The sequence below is a fragment of the Streptomyces halobius genome (genome assembly GCF_023277745.1).
Taxonomy (GTDB): domain Bacteria; phylum Actinomycetota; class Actinomycetes; order Streptomycetales; family Streptomycetaceae; genus Streptomyces; species Streptomyces halobius.
The window spans coordinates 6,845,379-6,862,461 of record NZ_CP086322.1; the positions used below are offsets into that span (position 1 = coordinate 6,845,379).

At 72.0% G+C, this 17,083-nt stretch carries 16 protein-coding genes; 6 read left to right on the forward strand and 10 right to left on the reverse strand.

Translation table 11 applies throughout. The features are described from left to right. Nucleotides 1-18: 18 nt before the first annotated feature. The 3 genes from K9S39_RS31130 to K9S39_RS31140 all read left to right on the forward strand — a co-directional run bounded on the left by K9S39_RS31130 (nucleotide 19) and on the right by K9S39_RS31140 (nucleotide 2,607). Nucleotides 19-855: a hypothetical protein gene (locus K9S39_RS31130; protein WP_248866664.1), complete on the forward strand. Its 837-nt coding sequence runs from the start codon at nucleotides 19-21 to the stop codon at nucleotides 853-855. A gap of 569 nt (nucleotides 856-1,424) precedes the next feature. Next, the gene (locus tag K9S39_RS31135; protein ID WP_248866665.1) at nucleotides 1,425-1,952 is read left to right on the forward strand and encodes a DoxX family protein; all 528 of its coding nucleotides are present in this window, start codon (nucleotides 1,425-1,427) and stop codon (nucleotides 1,950-1,952) included. Nucleotides 1,953-2,106: 154 nt separating this feature from the next. Then, a complete protein-coding gene (locus K9S39_RS31140) occupies nucleotides 2,107-2,607 on the forward strand; it encodes a VOC family protein (protein WP_248866666.1) in 501 nt (166 codons plus the stop codon). A 110-nt stretch (nucleotides 2,608-2,717) separates the two neighbouring features. Here K9S39_RS31140 and K9S39_RS31145 read toward each other — a convergent pair whose 3' ends face one another. The 5 genes from K9S39_RS31145 to K9S39_RS31165 form a co-directional block, all read right to left on the reverse strand. Then, complete coding sequence (locus K9S39_RS31145; RefSeq protein ID WP_248866667.1) at nucleotides 2,718-3,566, reverse strand: alpha/beta fold hydrolase; 849 nt, start codon at nucleotides 3,564-3,566, stop codon at nucleotides 2,718-2,720. Next, nucleotides 3,563-4,282: a MarR family winged helix-turn-helix transcriptional regulator gene (locus K9S39_RS31150; RefSeq protein ID WP_248866668.1), complete on the reverse strand. Its 720-nt coding sequence runs from the start codon at nucleotides 4,280-4,282 to the stop codon at nucleotides 3,563-3,565. Before K9S39_RS31150 ends, K9S39_RS31145 begins: the two co-directional genes overlap by 4 nt. A gap of 99 nt (nucleotides 4,283-4,381) precedes the next feature. Further along, nucleotides 4,382-5,038 carry a nucleoside/nucleotide kinase family protein gene (locus K9S39_RS31155; protein ID WP_248866669.1) on the reverse strand — a complete coding sequence of 219 codons (657 nt, stop codon included), beginning with the start codon at nucleotides 5,036-5,038 and terminating at the stop codon, nucleotides 4,382-4,384. A 67-nt stretch (nucleotides 5,039-5,105) separates the two neighbouring features. Further along, the gene (locus tag K9S39_RS31160; protein ID WP_248866670.1) at nucleotides 5,106-6,398 is read right to left on the reverse strand and encodes a methyltransferase; all 1,293 of its coding nucleotides are present in this window, start codon (nucleotides 6,396-6,398) and stop codon (nucleotides 5,106-5,108) included. Nucleotides 6,399-6,665: 267 nt separating this feature from the next. Beyond that, a complete protein-coding gene (locus K9S39_RS31165) occupies nucleotides 6,666-7,310 on the reverse strand; it encodes a DedA family protein (RefSeq protein WP_248866671.1) in 645 nt (214 codons plus the stop codon). 293 nt (nucleotides 7,311-7,603) lie between these two features. Here K9S39_RS31165 and K9S39_RS31170 point away from each other — a divergent pair, with 293 nt between their 5' ends. After that, the gene (locus tag K9S39_RS31170) at nucleotides 7,604-8,347 is read left to right on the forward strand and encodes a superoxide dismutase family protein (RefSeq protein ID WP_248866672.1); all 744 of its coding nucleotides are present in this window, start codon (nucleotides 7,604-7,606) and stop codon (nucleotides 8,345-8,347) included. A 117-nt stretch (nucleotides 8,348-8,464) separates the two neighbouring features. Here the strand turns inward: K9S39_RS31170 and K9S39_RS31175 are convergent, their stop codons facing one another. The 4 genes from K9S39_RS31175 to K9S39_RS31190 all read right to left on the reverse strand — a co-directional run bounded on the left by K9S39_RS31175 (nucleotide 8,465) and on the right by K9S39_RS31190 (nucleotide 13,914). Then, on the reverse strand, nucleotides 8,465-8,941 hold the full coding sequence (locus K9S39_RS31175; RefSeq protein ID WP_248866673.1) for a DoxX family protein: 477 nt from the start codon (nucleotides 8,939-8,941) through the stop codon (nucleotides 8,465-8,467). Nucleotides 8,942-9,001: 60 nt separating this feature from the next. Next, nucleotides 9,002-11,107: an FAD/NAD(P)-binding protein gene (locus tag K9S39_RS31180; RefSeq protein WP_248866674.1), complete on the reverse strand. Its 2,106-nt coding sequence runs from the start codon at nucleotides 11,105-11,107 to the stop codon at nucleotides 9,002-9,004. A gap of 129 nt (nucleotides 11,108-11,236) precedes the next feature. After that, complete coding sequence (locus tag K9S39_RS31185; protein WP_248866675.1) at nucleotides 11,237-12,982, reverse strand: alkaline phosphatase D family protein; 1,746 nt, start codon at nucleotides 12,980-12,982, stop codon at nucleotides 11,237-11,239. Nucleotides 12,983-13,269: 287 nt separating this feature from the next. Further along, the gene (locus tag K9S39_RS31190; RefSeq protein ID WP_248866676.1) at nucleotides 13,270-13,914 is read right to left on the reverse strand and encodes an HNH endonuclease family protein; all 645 of its coding nucleotides are present in this window, start codon (nucleotides 13,912-13,914) and stop codon (nucleotides 13,270-13,272) included. 387 nt (nucleotides 13,915-14,301) lie between these two features. Between K9S39_RS31190 and K9S39_RS31195 the strand changes: the two genes are divergently transcribed. Together K9S39_RS31195 and K9S39_RS31200 are read left to right on the forward strand one after the other, a co-directional pair. Beyond that, nucleotides 14,302-15,060: an ABC transporter permease gene (locus tag K9S39_RS31195; protein ID WP_248866677.1), complete on the forward strand. Its 759-nt coding sequence runs from the start codon at nucleotides 14,302-14,304 to the stop codon at nucleotides 15,058-15,060. Between the two features lie 285 nt (nucleotides 15,061-15,345). After that, a complete protein-coding gene (locus K9S39_RS31200; RefSeq protein WP_248866678.1) occupies nucleotides 15,346-15,927 on the forward strand; it encodes a TMEM165/GDT1 family protein in 582 nt (193 codons plus the stop codon). Between the two features lie 214 nt (nucleotides 15,928-16,141). Here K9S39_RS31200 and K9S39_RS31205 read toward each other — a convergent pair whose 3' ends face one another. Beyond that, complete coding sequence (locus tag K9S39_RS31205) at nucleotides 16,142-16,804, reverse strand: HAD-IA family hydrolase (RefSeq protein WP_248866679.1); 663 nt, start codon at nucleotides 16,802-16,804, stop codon at nucleotides 16,142-16,144. Between the last annotated feature and the right edge of the window lie 279 nt (nucleotides 16,805-17,083).

Here is a 17,083-nt window from a genome sequence, read left to right on the forward strand (position 1 = left end):
GCCGTGAGGAGAGACACCGTGGCGAACATCAGCACCCGAGGCCGCGGCACCGGACCCGGCTCACCGGGCCGGCGCTCCTTGACCGCGGCCGCCCGCGCCGCAGCCAAGCGGGCCGACGGCAGCCGCTCCGGGGCGCAGGACGTGCTCGACGGCGTACCCGAGGATCTGGTCAACGACCTGACGGGGCTGCCGCCCGTCGAGAAGGTGGTCGGGAAGGTCCTGCTCGCGAAGGCGGAGTCCGATCCCGGGCCGGACCCGGAGAACCCGGACAACGAGTCCCGGGACCCTCGGACGCCGGACCCTCAGACGCCGGACCCGGAGGCCCCGGACCAAGAGCCCCCGCCCCGCGGGCGCCGGCGCGCACGGCTGAGCGCCGTCCTTGCCCTCCTGACCGTGGCGGGCCTCGTCGCGGTCGCGGTGCTCGGGTGGCGGTACTGGGAAGGCCGCCAGGTCGAGGAGGCGCGGGCGCAGGCCCTCGCGGCCGCGCAGAAGGCGGCGCCCGTCGTCCTGTCGTACGACTACCGGCACCTGGACCGGGATTTCGCCGCGGCGCGCGGCCATCTCACGGGCTCCTTCCGCGATGAGTACGGCAGGACGACCAAGGCGGTGGTCGCGCCGACCGCGAAGAAGTACAAGGGGGTGGTGAAGGCCTCCGTGGTCGCGCCGCCCGACGGCGGTGCCCCGGCGGCCTCGGTGGCGTCGGCGTCGGCGGGCAGCGCCGTTGTGCTGCTCTTCGTCAACCAGGTCACCAAGAGCACTCAGGTCTCCGGCTCGCGCATGGATCTGAACCGGGTCCGGATGACCCTCACGCGTACGACGGACGGCTGGAAGGTGAGCGCCGTCGACGCGCTGTAACCGGGCCTGCCACCGACCTGTCACCAGTGACGATCCACTTCGAGAGCGCCTCGGTGACGGCAGTGGGCCTGCGTTCGCCACGCGGGTGCGGCGCACCCGCCTCGCGAACCTCGGTTCCGCCCCGGGCGGTGAGTTCCTGCCGCGTTTCAAGAATGGCCGGCTGCCGCGGGAGCCCGACGGCTGGCGGGTGCACAGCGTCGGGGCCTTCACCGGCGGCGGCCACGATTACGGCATGGCCGTCCTCTCCCACGGAAACCACACCATGGCCTACGAGGTCGGCACGGTCGAGGCGGCGGCCCGGGCCTTTGAAGGCGACGGTGAGCGGGGGCTGAGCACCCCGGATTCCGCCGCGGCGGCATCAACCGGCGACTCGGCATGCGGAGTTGGACGCTCGCGGCCGGCCGTCCGGCGTCGCGGGAAGGCTGACGCCTTCGGCGTGGTTGTTCACGATGAGGGGCTGTGTACGGCCGTGAGCAGTGACTTGAATATTCAAGTAATTGCGAATTACTCCACGACTCCTGTTCCGCGGCCTGCCGGCCTACTCCTCGACACGGGAAGGAGCGCTCGCCATGATGTCCCCTCTCGACACATCGGCGCGGCATGAGTCCTCTCTGCATGGCTTTGACGTGGGATTGCTCGTACTGCGGCTCGCGGTCGGGCTGACCATGGCGGTCCATGGCACCCAGAAGCTGTTCGGCTGGTTCGGGGGGCCCGGGCTGGACGCCTCCGGGAAGTTCTTCGAGATGAGTGGCTACTCGCCGGGCAGGACGATGGTCGCCATAGCCAGCCTGAGCGAGCTGCTCGGCGGGCTCGGGCTGGTGCTCGGTCTGCTGACCCCGCTCGCCGGCGCGGCGATCTTCGGCACGATGATCAACGCGCTCGCCGTCAAGTGGGACGGCGGCTTCTTCGCGCCCGAGGGCGTGGAGTACGAGATGGTGCTGGCCACTGCCGCGGCCGCCCTGGCGCTGACCGGTCCCGGCCGCTACGCCATCGACCACTTCCTGCCCGTCCTGCGCGCGCACCGGCTCGTCTACGGCGTCATTGCGTTGGTGATCGGCGCGGTGGCTGCCGCCGTGCTGCTGCTGATTCGGAATTAGCGGACGGCTGACATCGAAGCGCGGCTTCGCCGCGGGAGCGGTGCGGAGGAAGTAGAGGTAGTAGAGGTAGTAGAGGTAGGCGGACGCAGAGGTTCAGGAGCAGGGCCGTGACGCGGTGCCGTTTCAGGCGTCATGGCAGGAGATCGGAGGTCCCATGTCCGTACGACGTCTCAACCACGCGGTTCTCTACATCCGCGATCTGGCGCGGTCCGTCGCCTTCTACACCGATGCCCTTGGACTCACAGTGGACGCCGAGATCCCTGGACGGGCCGCCTTCCTCAGCGCCCCGGGCTCGCTCAACGATCATGACCTGGGACTGTTCGCGGTGGGACCGGACGCGCCGGGACCGGAGGAGGGCCGGGTAGGACTCTATCACCTGGCGTGGGAGGTCGGCACGCTCGGCGAACTCGTCGCGACCCAGGCACAGCTCAGCGCCAACGGCGCGCTGGTCGGCGCCAGCGATCACCTCGTCTCCAAGTCCCTGTACGCCAAGGATCCGGACGGCAACGAGTTCGAGGTGATGTGGCGGGTCCCGCGGGAGGACTGGCCGGACGCGGACGAGCCGAACCGTGTGCGGCCGCTCGATCTTCCGGCGGCACTGGCGCGCTGGGGTCCGGATCTGATGACGGGCGCGGCGGCCGGCTCGGTCACCTGAGGGACCGCGCGCCCGAGCGGCCGCGGCTGCGCGGCGGGTCATGGCGGCGGGGGCCACCGCCATGGGGCACGTCAGTCGGTCGGGCCATGCCAGTCAGCCGGGTCACGTCATCAGTACGGCAGCGACGACAGGAAGGCATGCAGCTCCTGGTCGAAGAGCGCGGTGTTCTCCAGGTTGACCATATGGGCCGCGCCCGGTATTCGGATCCGCCGGGCGCCGGGAACGGCGAGCGTGATGGCATGGGCGTTGGCGGAGATGTCTCTGCTGTCGAGGTCGCCGTCGAACACCACCGTCGGTACCCGGATCTCCGGCAGCCGGTCGGCGGCGCCGACCTCGATGGGCAGGCCGGCACCCAGGCCATCGGCGTGCACCTCGGCATTGGCCTCGGCCGAGGCCCGCATCCGCTCGCGCATTCCGGGGTGTACGGCGGACGGTTCGCGATGCGGCCCGTCCACCCACATCCGCAGGAAGTGCTCCACATACCGCTCCGCGCCGTCCGGTTCGCCGATTGCCGTGACCTGCGCCTTGATGTGCTCCAGGACGAACGGGTCGGTGAAGGCGCGACCGCTGACGCCGGGTGAGGCGAGCGCGAGGGCCGTCACCCGCTCCGGGTGCGCGAGGGCGGTGTCGAGCGCGATCCGGGCGCCGTGCGAGAGCCCGACCAGCACCGCGCTCGGGACGTCCAGCGCGTCGAGGAGCGCCCGCAGATCGTCGTGGTTGGCGTAGTCGCCGGTCACGGAGGAGGAGAGGCCGTGGCCGCGGGCGTCGTAGCGGATCGCGCGGAGGCCGGAGTTGACGAGCCAGGCGAACTGCTCGTCCCACATGTGCTGGTCGAGCATGCCGCCGTGCAGGAGCACCACCGCGGGACCCGAGCCGGCCGTCTCGTAGAACAGCTCGCCGTCGTCGATCGGCACGATGCCGTTGTCGATCTCGGACCAGTCGCTGATTACGTGGGTCATTCTCCGTGCTGTCCTTTGTGTGGCGAAGGCGGTGGGGTGTCCTGGCTGTTGTCGGCACCGGAACGGCGGATGCCGGAACTATCGGGATCGCCGTTGGTGCCGGAACTGCCCGGAACACCCGGTTCCTTCGATGCAACGCCTGAGCCGCTCGCCAGGTGCCGGAATTCCTCACCGAGTCGGTCCAGGACGCGCAACGCGGTGGCCACCTCGGCGGCGGACAGGTCGGCCAGCCCGCGCCGCAGCTCGGTCGTCTCGAATTCCTGGACCCCGCGTATCAGCTCATCCCCCTCGGCGGTGAGCTTGATCAGGGACGAACGGCGGTGCGCGGGATTCGTGGCCGCCACCACCAGACCCAGCTCCGCCGCATGGTTCACCCAGCGCTGCACCGGCTGCCGGTCGAGTTCCAGGATGCGGGCCAACTGCGGGACCGTGCGCGGGCCTTCGGTGCGCAGCGCGTCCAGCAGGGCGTGTTCGCCGGCGGTCATGCCCGTGCCGGCCAGCTCGCGCTCGACCGCGCGCACGATTGTGCGGTGCAAGGGCCACAGGCGCCGGATGACGCTGTAGAGGAGTTCTTCGGTAGGGGCCGGGCCGGCGGCCCCGTCGGCACAGGGATCCACCGGAGAGGCCGCCCCGGCGTCCCTCTCGGTGTCTGCCGCAGCCTCTGTCGCAGTGACTGTCGCAGCGTCTGTCTGAACGTCCACCTCGTCGACACTCATGATGTCATGATGACATCGTTGATGTCTTTTGGGAAGGGTTTTGAGGAGCGTCTCGACGACCAGCGGCAATCCCGCGACCGGGGCCGCTTCCGCCGGGGCTTACCCGCCCGGCGGTGGCGGAGCCTGTTCCGGCGTGAAGGTGATGACGAGATCGGCACGGTCGCGAGTCGCCGCCACGAGGCGGGCATTGGCCTCGTCCGAGGCATGCACGAACCGCTCCGCGTCGGCGCGGGGCCGGCCGAACCGCTCATGACGGCCGATCAGCCGCCGGACCCGCTCCCGGCCGTCCAGCTCCACGTACCAGACCTCGTCGAGCAGGTCCCGGACACGCGCCCAGGGGGCGGAGTCGAGCAGAAGGTAGTTGCCCTCGGTGACGACGAGGGGAACGCCGGGCGCTACGGGGATGCTCCCGGCCACCGGCTCCTCGACGCGGCGGTCGAAGGCCGGCGCGTAGACGGCGGTGTCCGGATCCGGAGAGCGCAGACGTGTCAGCAGCGCCGCGTATCCGGCGGGATCGAAGGTGTCCGGTGCGCCCTTGCGGTCGGTGCGGCCGAGCCGGTGCAGCTCGGCCTCGGCGAGATGGAAGCCGTCCATCGGGACGAGCGCCGCCTGTCCGGCCAGTTCCGCCACGATGTGGGCGGCCAGGGTGGACTTGCCGGCGCCGGGCGGGCCGGTGATGCCGAGCAGGCGGCGTCGCGTGGGAGCGGCGGAGGCGGCGAGCCGGCGGGCGCGGGACAGCAGGTGCTGGGGATCCATGGTGCGTCCATCGTGCCTGAAGCGGCCTGCGGCGGCCCGAGGCGCCCTTGCCCCTCGGCCGGTGGGCTCACCGGGGGCTCAGGCCCGACCGGCCGGACGCGCCCTGGTTTCCGTCCCCGGTGGAGGTGCTCGCCTGCCCGGTCGCGGCGCCCAGCCGCCACAGGGACGTGACCTCGGCCGCGCGGGCCACATGGAGCGGATCGGAGGTGTCACGGGCGCGCGGATGGCGCGGAGTGACGTCGAGCCGGTCCAGGACCGTGAGCCCGGACTTCGTGAAGCCGTCGAGCAATTCGGCGTGCGGGCGCAGCCCGAGGTGTTCGGCCAGGTCGGAGAGGATCAGCCAGCCCTCGCCGCCCGGTGTCAGATGGTCTGCCAGGCCGTTCAGGAAGCCGTGCAGCATCCGGTTGCCCGGGTCGTACACCGCGCGTTCCACGGGCGAGGTGGGCTTCGCCGGGACCCATGGGGGATTGCAGACGATCAGAGGGGCGCGGCCGGGCGGGAACAGATCCGCCTCGACCACCTCCACCTGTCCTGCCACGCCCAGCCGTTCGGTGTTCTCACGGGCGCACGCCAGCGCGCGCGGGTCCTGGTCGGTGGCCACGATCCGCCGTACGCCGCGCCGTGCGAGCACCGAGGCCAGTACGCCGGTCCCGGTACCGATATCGAACGCCAGCTCCTGGGTGGGCAGCGGGGCCTCCGCCACCAGGTCGACGTATTCGCCACGGGCCGGCGAGAAGACGCCGTAGTGCGGATGGATGCGGTCACCGCCGAGCGCCGGGATCTCGACGCCCTTCCTGCGCCATTCGTTGGCGCCGATGAGGCCGAGCAGTTCCCGCAGGGACACGAGCGAGGCGGCGGGGGCGGGGGGCGCGGCGGCCTCCGGGGCGTCGGCGGCGCCTGTGGTCCCCCCGGTCTCCGGGGCCTTTGCGGCCCCGGAGGGCTCCTCCGACGGCGACGGCCCGTAGGCCCGTGCGCAGGCTTCACGTACATCGGGAGCGCGGTGCAGCGGGATCCCGTACCCCGCGTCGAGGGGGATCAGCAGCATGCCCAGGATGCGGGCGCGCTGGTTCTGTGCGGCACGGTGCAGATGGAACGCCTGGGTGACATCGGCCGGGGGCGCCTTGCGCGGGCGGCGGTCGATACGGCGGGCCAGCGCGTTCAGCAGCTGGCGGGCGTTGTGGAAATCGCCGCGCCACAGCAGCGCGGTGCCCTCGCAGGCGAGTTTGTACGCGTCGTCGGCCTTCATCCGGTCGTCGGCGATGACGATCCGGCGGGGCGGCGGCGCGTCGTTCTCGGAGCGCCAACGGGCGGAACGGGCCTCGTCGGCCTCGGTCCATTCGACGACCGGCGGAGAGTTCACCGAATTGTGCCTCGCGTTAGTGGTTCGTAACCCCTCCTCCTGGGAGCCGCGGTGGTGCGACGCCGGGCCGGGGCCCGGGAGCGCGGCGGCAGCCCGCGGGGGCGGCCGGGGGTGGGGTGGTGACGGTCGACTCTACTCCGTGACGGGCCGTCCGTAACGGGACGGGACCGCCGTCCGCGAACGGGACGGGAGCCATCGGCCACCGACCGCCCACCTCGCTCACGTCCCTCATCGTCGCACCGGGGTCCGACGACCGGCCACGGAATTTCAGTGGGCGGTGCCCCGGTCCGGACGGCGCATCAGGAACGCCGCGGCGGATCCGGCGGCGAAGAGGGCGGCGACGGAGATGCCGGTGCTCACCCAGGAAGCGCCGAGCCACTGGCCGCCGAAGTAGCCGAGGCTGACGCTGTACGCGGCCCAGGCCAGACCGGCCAGCGCGGACCAGGGGAGGAACTCGCGCACCGTACGGTGCGCCACACCGGCGCCCAGGCTGACCACCGAGCGCCCGGCAGGCGCGAAGCGGGCGAGTACGACGAGGCCGCCGCCCCCGCGGGTGAGCGCCGCGCCGAGTCGTTTCTGCGCCGCGGTCAGCCGGCGGGAGCGGCCGATGGCCCGGTCGAACCGGTTGCCGCCGCGCCAGGCCAGCCGGTAGGCGACCATGTCGCCGAGCACCGAGGCGCCGGCGGCGCACAGCACCAGGGAGAGCATCTCGGTCAGGTGGGCCCCGCCGCGTACGGAGGCGCCGACGCTGACGACCGCGTCGGCGGTCCTGGTGCCGGCGGCCGTGGTGGCCGCGGTGATCACCAGCACCCCGCTGGGCAGGATCGGGACGAACACATCGAGGACGACGGAGAGACTGACGATCACATACACCCACGGGGTGCCGCTGAGGGACCCCAGGTTCTCCAACAACGTCCTTCTCCCGTCCGGCACCCGCCGCGATGTCGCGTGGGGCGGCAGGGGCGGCTTTACAGCCGTACAGCGTACGCCGGGCGTCGACGGGCTCGTGACCTGGGGTGGGATGTGTCGCCCGGGTCACGGATCCGCTGGTCGCGGGCGCTTCCCCGGCCCTGGCCGGCGCCGCCCCCAGCTGTCCCCGCCCCGATCACCCGACTGCGCCGCGCGTCGCTGGGCGCGAACGGGAACGGTAGGAGCGCTGCGCCTGTGCGCTGGGCACAGGGCGGCTCGGAACGGAGGACCGGACGATGGTGGCAGGACGCAGGGTGCGGGCGGTGGGACTGGCGGCGGGAGTGTTCGCCGCGGCCTCGATGACATTGACGACGGCGATGACCACGACGGAGGCGAGGGCCGAACCCAGGCCGCTCGTGCCCCCGAAGGCCGCACCGGCGGCCGGGCCCGCTTCCCCGGCGGGCGCCACGGTGCTGCCCGCCCCGGCCGTACCCGTGCCGGACAAGAGCTTTGTGCGGCCCGTCTGGCTGCAGGCCCACGGCTGGTTCGCGCCGCCCAAGAAGTTCAAGCGGTCCAGAGCCGTGACATACGACCTGAAACGGGTTCCGGCCGGCGCCCGCGTCAAGGTCGGGGAGTTCGCCAGGCGCCACTCCACGCTGATCGCGCTGAAGGTGTGGGGACTGCAGCCGGGCCGCACATACGGCGCGCATGTGCACACCAAGCCGTGCGGGGCGAAGCCCGACGACTCCGGGCCGCACTACCAGCACCGCAAGGACCCGCACCAGCCGTCCACCGACCCCACGTACGCCAACCCGAAGAACGAGGTGTGGCTGGATTTCACCACCGACCGCAAGGGGTACGGTGCGGCGCTGGCCCGGAATGACTGGCGTCTCCGGCCGGCCGGAGCACGGTCCGTCGTCATCCATGAGCACCGGACCGCGAGGACTCCGGGCAAGGCGGGCACCGCGGGCGACCGGCTCGGTTGCTTCACCGTGCCGTTCGAACGGTCGGGCCTGCACGGGCCGTTCAGCAGGCGCTGACGACACGGCCCGTACGGCGACAAGGACTCAGCCGTACGGGCCGTGCGTGCGCCGGGAACCCAAGGGCACCCGGCGGCGAGAGACCACGGGTTGTGGCAAGCGAGAGTTCACGGCCCGTCAGGCGACGCTCGGCTCGCGCTCTGCCGTGGTGACCTTTTCCTGCTGCCGCGCTCCGAAGAAGAAGCGGTCCAGCGACCAGGCGCCGGGGCCCATGAAGACGATCAGCAGGAAGGCCCAGCAGAACATCGCGGACGGTTCGCCGCCGTTCTGGATCGGCCACAGCGCGGAGCCCTGGTGGGCGGAGAAGTACGCGTAGGCCATCGAGCCGGAGCTGATGAACGCCGCCGAGCGGGTGCCGAGGCCGAGGAGCACGAGGGCGCCGCCGGCCAACTGGATGACGGCCGCGTACCAGCCGGGCCAGCTGCCGGCCGGGACGGTGGCGCCGGTGCCCATCGCGCCGCCGAGGACACCGAAGAGCGAAGCTGCGCCGTGGCAGGCGAAAAGCAGCCCGACGACGACGCGGAAGAGTGCCAGGACGTGCGGTGCGGATCTCTGTGTGAACGCGTTCAGGGATGAGGACGCGGGAGCGGACATGGAGGGACTCTCCTCGGTATATGGGGACGGTACAGGGGGACGTCGGCAATCAATTGAGCTCTAGATTAGGGACGCCTTACCTTTGCTTGCAAGTTCAAGTTCTGGCGTGTTCGTATCTTTTTCTGGACCGTTATCGGACACGCGCCCCGGAGACGGGACCGGACCGGCACCCCGGCCCCGCTCATCGGCCCCGGCACCCGCCGGCCCAGCGGCCTCGACCGCCACCCGCAGCGCCGCCCGCGCCACCGCGTCCGTGTCGGCCAGCGTCACCGACCCCACACCGGGGCGCGCGCCCGCCGCCGTCACCCAGTGCACGCCCTCCGTCGGCACCCCCACCGCGAATCGCCCCGGATGGTGCCCGCCGTCGGCCTCCACCAGGTGGTACGGGCTCGCCGACACATCCAGCCCGCCCGTCTCGTAACCGTCCACGGTGTGCGGCCGGCACTTGCCGTCGGCCAGCAACCGGGACAGCAGCACGTCCCCGGTGCGCCGCAGATCCGGCTCCGGCAGCCGCGCCTCGATCAGCGCCCCTGCCGTCACCCGCGCCCCCGGAACGTCCGGCGAATGCGCCGTGAAACCGGGCCCGCCCCCGGGAGCACCGAGGGAGATCTCCATCCGGGGGCCGAGCACATCCAGCACCCCCGCCTCGATCAGCGCCGCCATCTCCTCTATGCGGCGCCGCGGCGGCCCGATGGACAGGAATGCGTTGAGCGGCGTGTACCAGCGGTCCAGGTGGTCGCGCCGGGACGCGCCGGCCAGCCCGCCGTGGTCGACGATCCGGCGCAGCTCGTTGCGCAGGTCCCGCAGCACGTCCAACGCCGCCTTGACCGGCCCCGCGACGTTGTCCTGCCGGGCGTGTGCGACGTCCTCCCGCAGATAGGCCAGCAGCCAGGCCCGGAACGCGGCGGGGCCGTCGAACCGCTGGTCGGTGTGCGGCCGGGAGACCCGCTCCCAGTCCCAGCGCTCCGCCGCCGCGATACCGAACGCGTCCAAGGCGGCGGCCTCTTCGGGACTGCCGTGCGCACTGCCGAGGAATCGCTCCCGGAACCGCTCCCGGAGCGCGGCTGTGCCAGTGCCGGACTCCGCCGGGCCCCCGCCCACCGCCCCGCGCCGCCGCAGCAGCGCTTCGTAGTAGACGGTCTCCACCTCCTTGGCCACCAGGGGCCAGACCTCCGCCAGGAAGTCGGGAAGATCACCTGCATCGGCGCGCTTACGGAAGGCGGCTATCACATCCGGCGTCAGCAGCAGCGGCAGGTGACGGCCGTGCGCGCCCTTCGCGTTGTCGCCGCGCGCCTGGTACGGGACGCCGCGCCGGGAGCCCGCGTACAGCCGCGGCTCGCGCCCGGACGGCACATACGTCAGGGTGCCGTCCGCACCGCGTACGAACCGGCCGCCGCGGCCCGTCGTCAGCAGCGCCATGTGATCGAAGAAGTTCAGGCCGAGGCCACGCAGAAGAACCGGGCGGCCCGGGGCCAGCGCCGGCAGCTCGGCAGCGAGATCGGCGGGATTCGCGGGCGGCAGATAGCGCAGACCGCGCCCGGCGGCGTAGTCGGCGCATCGTCGCTGCTCCGCGTCGGGGGCGGTCGGCACATGGCCCTGGGCGAGGACCACCGCCCCCAGGCCGCGCAGCGTACGGCCGTCGTCGAGGGTGAGCGACTGCCCGTCGGGGGCCTCGTGCAGCCGCACCGCGCGGGCGGTGTGCGGCACGACCGTCACGCCTTCCGGGGCGGTGCGCACCGTGCGGCGGAAGACCCATTCCAGATAGCGGCCGTACAGCGCCCGCCCCGGATAGTCGTCCGGGCCGACGTCACACCCCTCCCAGGCGTACAGACTCGGCCCGGTACGTATCGGGCCCGCGCACTCCACGCTGTCATCGGTGAACAGCGTGACCTGCGACGCCACCGTGTTCATCAGCAGCTCGGACGACTGGTCGGTGCGCCACACCTGACCCGCACCGGGCGGAGCGGGGTCGATGACATGCACGGTCAGGCGGGCGCCCGGGGCCAGTTCGGCGGCCGAGGCGCAGATCCGCTCCAGAACACTCGTTCCGCGAGGCCCCGCGCCGACGATGGCGAGGGCGGGCCGGGCGCGGCGGTCGGCGGTGTGGTCGGCCAAGAGGGGCTCTCCCAGGGGCAGGCGGATGGCCGGCGGGCAGGGCACGGTCATCAGGGGCGGGCGACGAGTCAAGGGGGCGACGAGCGAAACGTGCGCCCCATCATCACCGCCCGACCCGCCGGCACAGCACCCGGGGCGCCCCAAGAAGTCAGCCGGATCCGCAGGTGAACTGCCCTTCGCTCAGTGCCCGGTGGGGACCGAACCACCCTCATCGCCGCTTTCGTCGGCAACCGGCTCACCGGCCGCCGAATCCCGCCATACCGTCACCAGGCGGACGCCGCCCTGCCGTCCCCTATGGGCCCGGTCCAGCCGCAGTCGCGCGCTACGGCCGCGCAGCGTCAGCGTCATCAGCTGATTGCCGAACCACGGGCCGTCCGTACGCCGCCACTTCAGCGGCGGCCGTCGCAAGCGCCCGTGCCGGGCCAGCACCTTGCCCAGCCACCGCCCGGACCGGCTCCATCCGAAACGGAAACCGGCCCGCAACGAGGCGGGGACGCTGTTGTGCACGGGGGAGCAGGTCAGTTGCAGCACCCGGCTCGTGGGCCGGTGGCCGCTCGGCGTACGGACCTCCGCGGCGTGCGCCCGGTCGCCGACGCCCTGCCAGTGCGGCTCCGCCACGTACGCGTGGTGGACGTCCCCGGACAGCACACACACGGTGGCCGGCGCGTCCTCACCGGAACCGGCCACCGCGATCAGATCGGTGAGCGCGGCGAACGACTCCGGGAACGCCGCCCAGTGCTCCAAATCGGCCCGTTGGCGCAGGAATTCGCCGGCACGGGCCCAGCGGGCGCCGCGCTCCCCGGCGCACAGCGCGGCGTTCCACCCCTCCGCGGCATGGATGAGATGCGGCAGCAGCCAGGGCAGCGAACTGCCGATCAGCAGGTGGTCGTAGGAACCGCGGCCGTCCATGACCGCCTCGCGCAGCCATCCGGCCTCGCTCTCGCCGAGCATCGCCCGGTTGCCCTCGTCCAGGACCCGGTCGGCCCGGGTGTCGACCATGACGAGGCGTACCCGGCCCAGGTCGCGTCGGTAGCTCCAGCGGGCACACGCCGGATCGGCGTCCGCGCGGGCCGCGAACTCCCGTACGCGCTCGCTCCCGTCGGGTGCCTCCCGCACCTGGTTGTAGAGCTTGTCGGCGGCCAGCTCGGCGGGCGAGAGATTCCCCAGGTGCTGATACACCCAGTACGACATCAGGCCGCCCAGGACGCGCTCGTGCCACCAGGAGGTCGCGCGCATCCGGGCCAGCCAGGCGGCGGAGGTGTTCCAGTCGTCGATCACATCGTGGTCGTCGAAGATCATGCAGCTGGGGACCGTGGACAGCAGCCAGCGCACCTCCGGGTCGAGCCAGGACTCGTAGTAGAGGTGGGTGTACTCCTCGTAGTCGGCGACCTGCTTCCAGGGCGGCTCGGTGATGTCCCGGCGCTCGGCCAGAAACCGGGCGGTCGCCTCGGACGTCTGGTCGGCGTAGACCTGGTCACCCAACAGCAGCAGGACGTCCGGGCGTTGGTGACCGGGGTCGGTGTGCAGAGTGGCGGCGAGGGTGTCCAGCGCGTCCGGGCCGATGGGGTCGTGCGCGGCCTTCGAGGGCGTCGCCGACCAGCGGCAGGAACCGAAGACGATGCTCAACGGGTCCGTGGCGGAGGCCGGGAGGGTACGGATGGTGCTCTCCGGAAACCGGCCGCCGGGCAGCGGCCAGACCAGCCGGCCGTCCAGCAGCACCTGGTAGGGCGTCTCACCGCCCGGTGTCAGGCCGGTCACCGGCACCAGCGCGTAGTGGTGTCCGGCCACCTGCCAGGTGCGCTCCGCGCCGCCCGCGCCGTCGTCGCAGCGGATCCGCACCTCGCACGGCCGGTCGGTCTCCACCCACACGGTCGCGCTGTCCGCGTCGACGTACCGCAGCAGCGGCCCCAGGCGCAGTCCGGGCATCGGTGCCCCTCCCGTCATCGGCGGCTACGCCAGTCGTGGCGTGGTCAGAGGATAGGAGCATGGGCGCCGGAGGGGGGCGGAAGGGGCGCGGCGGGGCGTTGCGGGGGTGTGCGCTCGGGCCGTTCCGGGGTGCCGCAGGGGCCGCGGGGGCGTGCTGGGGGTGTCGAGGTTTTCCGGGCGCGGACGGTGACGCGGTGCGGCCGCCGGCCGGTGGGCCCGGTCGGCGGCCGCGTGGTCGCCGCTCAGTCGCGTGGTCGTCCCTCAGCGGTGCCCGGTCGCCCGGTCGCTCAGCAACCGTCGAGGATCTTCGTCAGCGCGGCCTTCTCCGCGGAGTCCGCCGTCATGCCGTACGCGTGCTTCACCCACACCCACATCCGGGCGTACTCGCAGTGGTACGACGCCTGCGGCGGCAGCCACTCCGCCGGGTCCTGGTCGCCCTTCTCCTGGTTGACGTTGTCGGTGACGGCGATCAGCTGGGAGTGGGCGAGGTCGTTGGCGAGCTGCTGACGGCGCTCGGTGGTCCAGTCCGCGGCGCCCGACTTCCATGCCTCGGACAGCGGGATGACGTGGTCGATGTCCAGGTCGGAGGCTTGGGTCCAGGTCGCGCCGTCGTACGCCGAGACCCATGTGCCGCTCGTCGCGGCGCAGCTGCCGTCCTGCTCGACGTCCGTGCCGTCGCGCTTGAGCACCACCTCACGGGTGTTGCAGCTGCCGCCCTGGTCGATCCAGTGGGGGAACTTGTCGCGGCTGTAGCCGTCCTGCGGGCCCTCGGCCTGCTTCTTGATCTCGGCGAGGTAGGTGCGGGCGGTGGCCGCGTCGGGCGGACTGGGCGGCGCCGCCTGGGCGGTCTGCCCGCTCAGTATCAGCGCGCAGACCAAGGCCGCTGCCGAACCCGCGGCGAGTGATATATGACGCGCGTAGAACTTTGCCATCGAAACTCCCGTGATGTGGGGGGATGTTGATGTGAGGGAATCCGAAGTCGGGGTGAGGGAGTTGGGGTGGGGGAGTCGGGGAGTCGGGGAGTCGGGGTGGGGGAATCCGAAGTGGGGGAAGTCGAGGTGGGGTAGCCGGAGAGGGGAAGTCGGCGTGCGGTGCGCGCCCATGGTGGCTGCGCGGGGTTTCCAGCGGATGGGCCGCAGGTAACAGAGTGACGACATGTTCACGTCAATTCAAGCGGATTGGCGGAGCGCCGTACGACGGTCGGGACGCGTTCGGTTGGGGCGCGGGCGTGCGCTCCGGCCGGTACGCAGGCGCGCGTTCCGGTCCGGATGAACCCGCACATCCGCACGTAACGGTGATGACGCCCCTACAGTGAGCGCGTGCTGCTGCCGGTCAACGCCACCCTCGGGGTCATTCTCGCCGTCCTGCTGGTCGCCGCCGTGGCCGTCGCCGCCCTTGCGCACCTCGGCCACTCCCGCGGCATCGCCGTCGCCGGTCTGCGTGCCGCTGCCCAACTCACCGCCGTCTCCTATCTCATCGGCTGGGTCGTCGGTGCGGTCCCCTGGCTGTTGTGTTTCCTCGCCCTGATGTACGCGGTGGCGGTACGCACCGCCGGACGCCGGATCACCCATAACCGCACCTGGTGGTGGGCCGCCGTGCCGATCGCCGCCGGCGTAGCGCCCGTCGTCGGTCTCCTGCTGCTGACCGGACTGGTGCCGCCGCGTGGCATCACCCTCATCCCCGTCGTCGGCATCCTCATCGGGGGTGCGTTGACCGCCACCGTCCTCGGCGGGCGGCGCGCGCTGGACGAACTGGAGAGCCGTCGCGGAGAGGTGGAGGCGGGCCTTGCGCTCGGGCTGCTGGAGCGCGACGCGCGGATGGAGATCGCCCGTCCCGCCGCGTCGGACGCGCTGCTGCCGGGCCTCGACCAGACTCGGACGGTGGGGTTGGTCACACTTCCCGGCGCCTTCGTCGGGATGCTGCTGGGCGGCGCCTCGCCCGTACAGGCCGGTGCGGTCCAGCTGTTCGTGCTGGTCGCCCTCATAGCGGTGCAGGCGGCGGCGTGCGCGGTGGTGCTGGAGCTGGTCGCCCGTGGCCGGATCCACCGCGTACCCTTGGCGGAAGCAGAAGGGGAGTAGCTCTTCGCCGGACCGTCGACATACTGCGGGCCCTTGCGGCTCGCCGGCGCCCGGAGGCCGGTATACGGACCGAGACGTGTCCGCGCGGGTCACCACGTATCCGTGTGAATCACACGTGTCCGTCCGGTCACATGTGTCCGTGCGGATCACTTGTGATCGTGCGGACCACACGTGTCCGTACCGCGCCAGCGAGACCTTCGGCCGCAGTGTTTGACGCTGCCGTGCCGAAGCGACCCCTTTTCCCGGGCTTTTCGGCGCGGCCCGACCGAACGAGGTGCCCAGCCCGTGTTCAGCTCCACCGTCGCAGTCGTCGCCTTCGGCGTCGTCTTTCTCGCCGAGCTGCCCGACAAGACCGCCCTCGCAGGCCTGATGCTCGGTACCCGCTACCGCGCCTCCTACGTCTTCGCGGGCGTCGCCGCCGCCTTCCTGGTCCATGTCGCGCTCGCCGTCGCCGCGGGCAGCGTGCTCACGCTGCTCCCGCACCGCCTCGTCCAGGCGGTGGTCGGCGCCCTCTTCCTGGCCGGCGCGGCCGTCCTGCTGTTCCGGAAGGACGGGGGCGAGGAAGAGGTGACGAAGCCCGCCGACCAAAGCTTCTGGAAGGTCTCCGGGGCGGGCTTCATGATGATCCTGGTCGCCGAGTTCGGCGATCTGACCCAGATCATGACCGCCAACCTCGCGGCCCGTTACGAGAATCCGCTCTCCGTCGGCCTCGGCGCGGTCCTGGCCCTGTGGGCCGTGGCGGGCCTGGGCATCCTGGGCGGCCGTACGCTCATGAAGTACGTGCCGCTCAGGCTCATCACCAAGGTCGCGGCCTGCGCGATGCTGCTGCTGGCGGGGCTGAGTGTGTGGGAGGCCGTGGCGGGGTGAGGGGGCGGCGGGGGCCTGGGGGCGCGGCCTGGGAGCGGTTGGGGCCCTGGGGGTGCCGGTGGGTGGTTCCAGGGGGCGTAGCGGGCGGCCCCGGGGGGCTTTTCCCGCCGTCTTTGGTTTTCCCCGCCGCCCACCCCCCTTCGGGGGGTGGGCGGGTGTAGTGGTGAGGTTTTGGCCGGCTCACACCCGCGTGATGCGTGCGCCGCCCCCCGCCTCACCTCGTCACATGTACGGCGATCCCGCCGTCCCCCAGTGCCTCGACGCTGATCTGGGTGAGGTCGCGTACGTGGACGGTGGGTGCGAACTCGACGGCGCGGTCGCCGACGCCGACGACGCGCATTCCCGCGGCCCGGCCCGCCGTGATGCCCGCCTCGGAGTCCTCGAAGACCAGGCAGTCCTCCGGGGCGAAGCCCAACTCGGCGGCGCCCTTGAGGAAGCCCTCCGGGTCGGGCTTGCTGGCGCTCACGTCCTCCGCGGTGATCCGCACGGGCGGCATGGCCAGCCCCGCCGCGCCCATCCGGGCCTCGGACAGGGAACGATCGGCAGAGGTGACCAGGGCGTGCGGGAGGCCGGCTATCGCGTCCATGAAGGCCGGCGCGCCCGGGACCGGCACCACGCCGTCCACGTCGGCGGTCTCCTGCGCCAGCATCCGGTGGTTGTCCGCCATGTTGAGCTCCAGCGGACGGTCCGGGAGCAGCGCCGCCATGGTGGCCCAGGCCTGCCGACCGTGGACGACCTTGAGGACATCGTCCGCCGGCAGCCCCTGCTCAGCCGCCCAGTGGCGCCAGCAGCGCTCGACGACGGCCTCCGAGTTCACAATCGTGCTGTCCATGTCCAACAGCAGGGCGCGGGCGGTGAGCGTGGTGGTTGCCGTCATCGGCGGGCTCCTGAGCGCTACGAGTGGAGAGTGTCCGTACGGAGAGGGCCGCAAGGAGTGCCGTACGGAGATGGCTGTAGGAAGTGGCCGTACGGAGTGGTCGTACGTGGAGGAGAGGCGAGTGCTGCGAGGCGAAGAGGGCGAGGGGCGAAACGGGCTGGCGGCGATGAACACAAGCGGTCCCGCCCGCCGGTCAGGGAGTGCGGGCGGAACCACTTTGTTCCTACACGATACAAAACGGTCCGGGGTGCCGACAACCGGCCCCGGCAGCACCTCTCC

What these genes read in the sequence shown, in the direction of transcription:
- K9S39_RS31155 (WP_248866669.1), bottom strand. Translation starts at nt 5,038, where the DNA reads ATGGATCCCCAGCACCTGCTGTCCCGCGCCCGCCGGCTCGCCGCCTCC.
- K9S39_RS31170 (WP_248866672.1), top strand. Translation starts at nt 7,604, where the DNA reads ATGGTGGCAGGACGCAGGGTGCGGGCGGTGGGACTGGCGGCGGGAGTG.
- K9S39_RS31190 (WP_248866676.1), bottom strand. Translation starts at nt 13,914, where the DNA reads ATGGCAAAGTTCTACGCGCGTCATATATCACTCGCCGCGGGTTCGGCA.
- K9S39_RS31135 (WP_248866665.1), top strand. Translation starts at nt 1,425, where the DNA reads ATGATGTCCCCTCTCGACACATCGGCGCGGCATGAGTCCTCTCTGCAT.
- K9S39_RS31175 (WP_248866673.1), bottom strand. Translation starts at nt 8,941, where the DNA reads ATGTCCGCTCCCGCGTCCTCATCCCTGAACGCGTTCACACAGAGATCC.
- K9S39_RS31150 (WP_248866668.1), bottom strand. Translation starts at nt 4,282, where the DNA reads ATGAGTGTCGACGAGGTGGACGTTCAGACAGACGCTGCGACAGTCACT.
- K9S39_RS31205 (WP_248866679.1), bottom strand. Translation starts at nt 16,804, where the DNA reads ATGACGGCAACCACCACGCTCACCGCCCGCGCCCTGCTGTTGGACATG.
- K9S39_RS31145 (WP_248866667.1), bottom strand. Translation starts at nt 3,566, where the DNA reads ATGACCCACGTAATCAGCGACTGGTCCGAGATCGACAACGGCATCGTG.
- K9S39_RS31185 (WP_248866675.1), bottom strand. Translation starts at nt 12,982, where the DNA reads ATGCCCGGACTGCGCCTGGGGCCGCTGCTGCGGTACGTCGACGCGGAC.
- K9S39_RS31180 (WP_248866674.1), bottom strand. Translation starts at nt 11,107, where the DNA reads ATGACCGTGCCCTGCCCGCCGGCCATCCGCCTGCCCCTGGGAGAGCCC.
- K9S39_RS31140 (WP_248866666.1), top strand. Translation starts at nt 2,107, where the DNA reads ATGTCCGTACGACGTCTCAACCACGCGGTTCTCTACATCCGCGATCTG.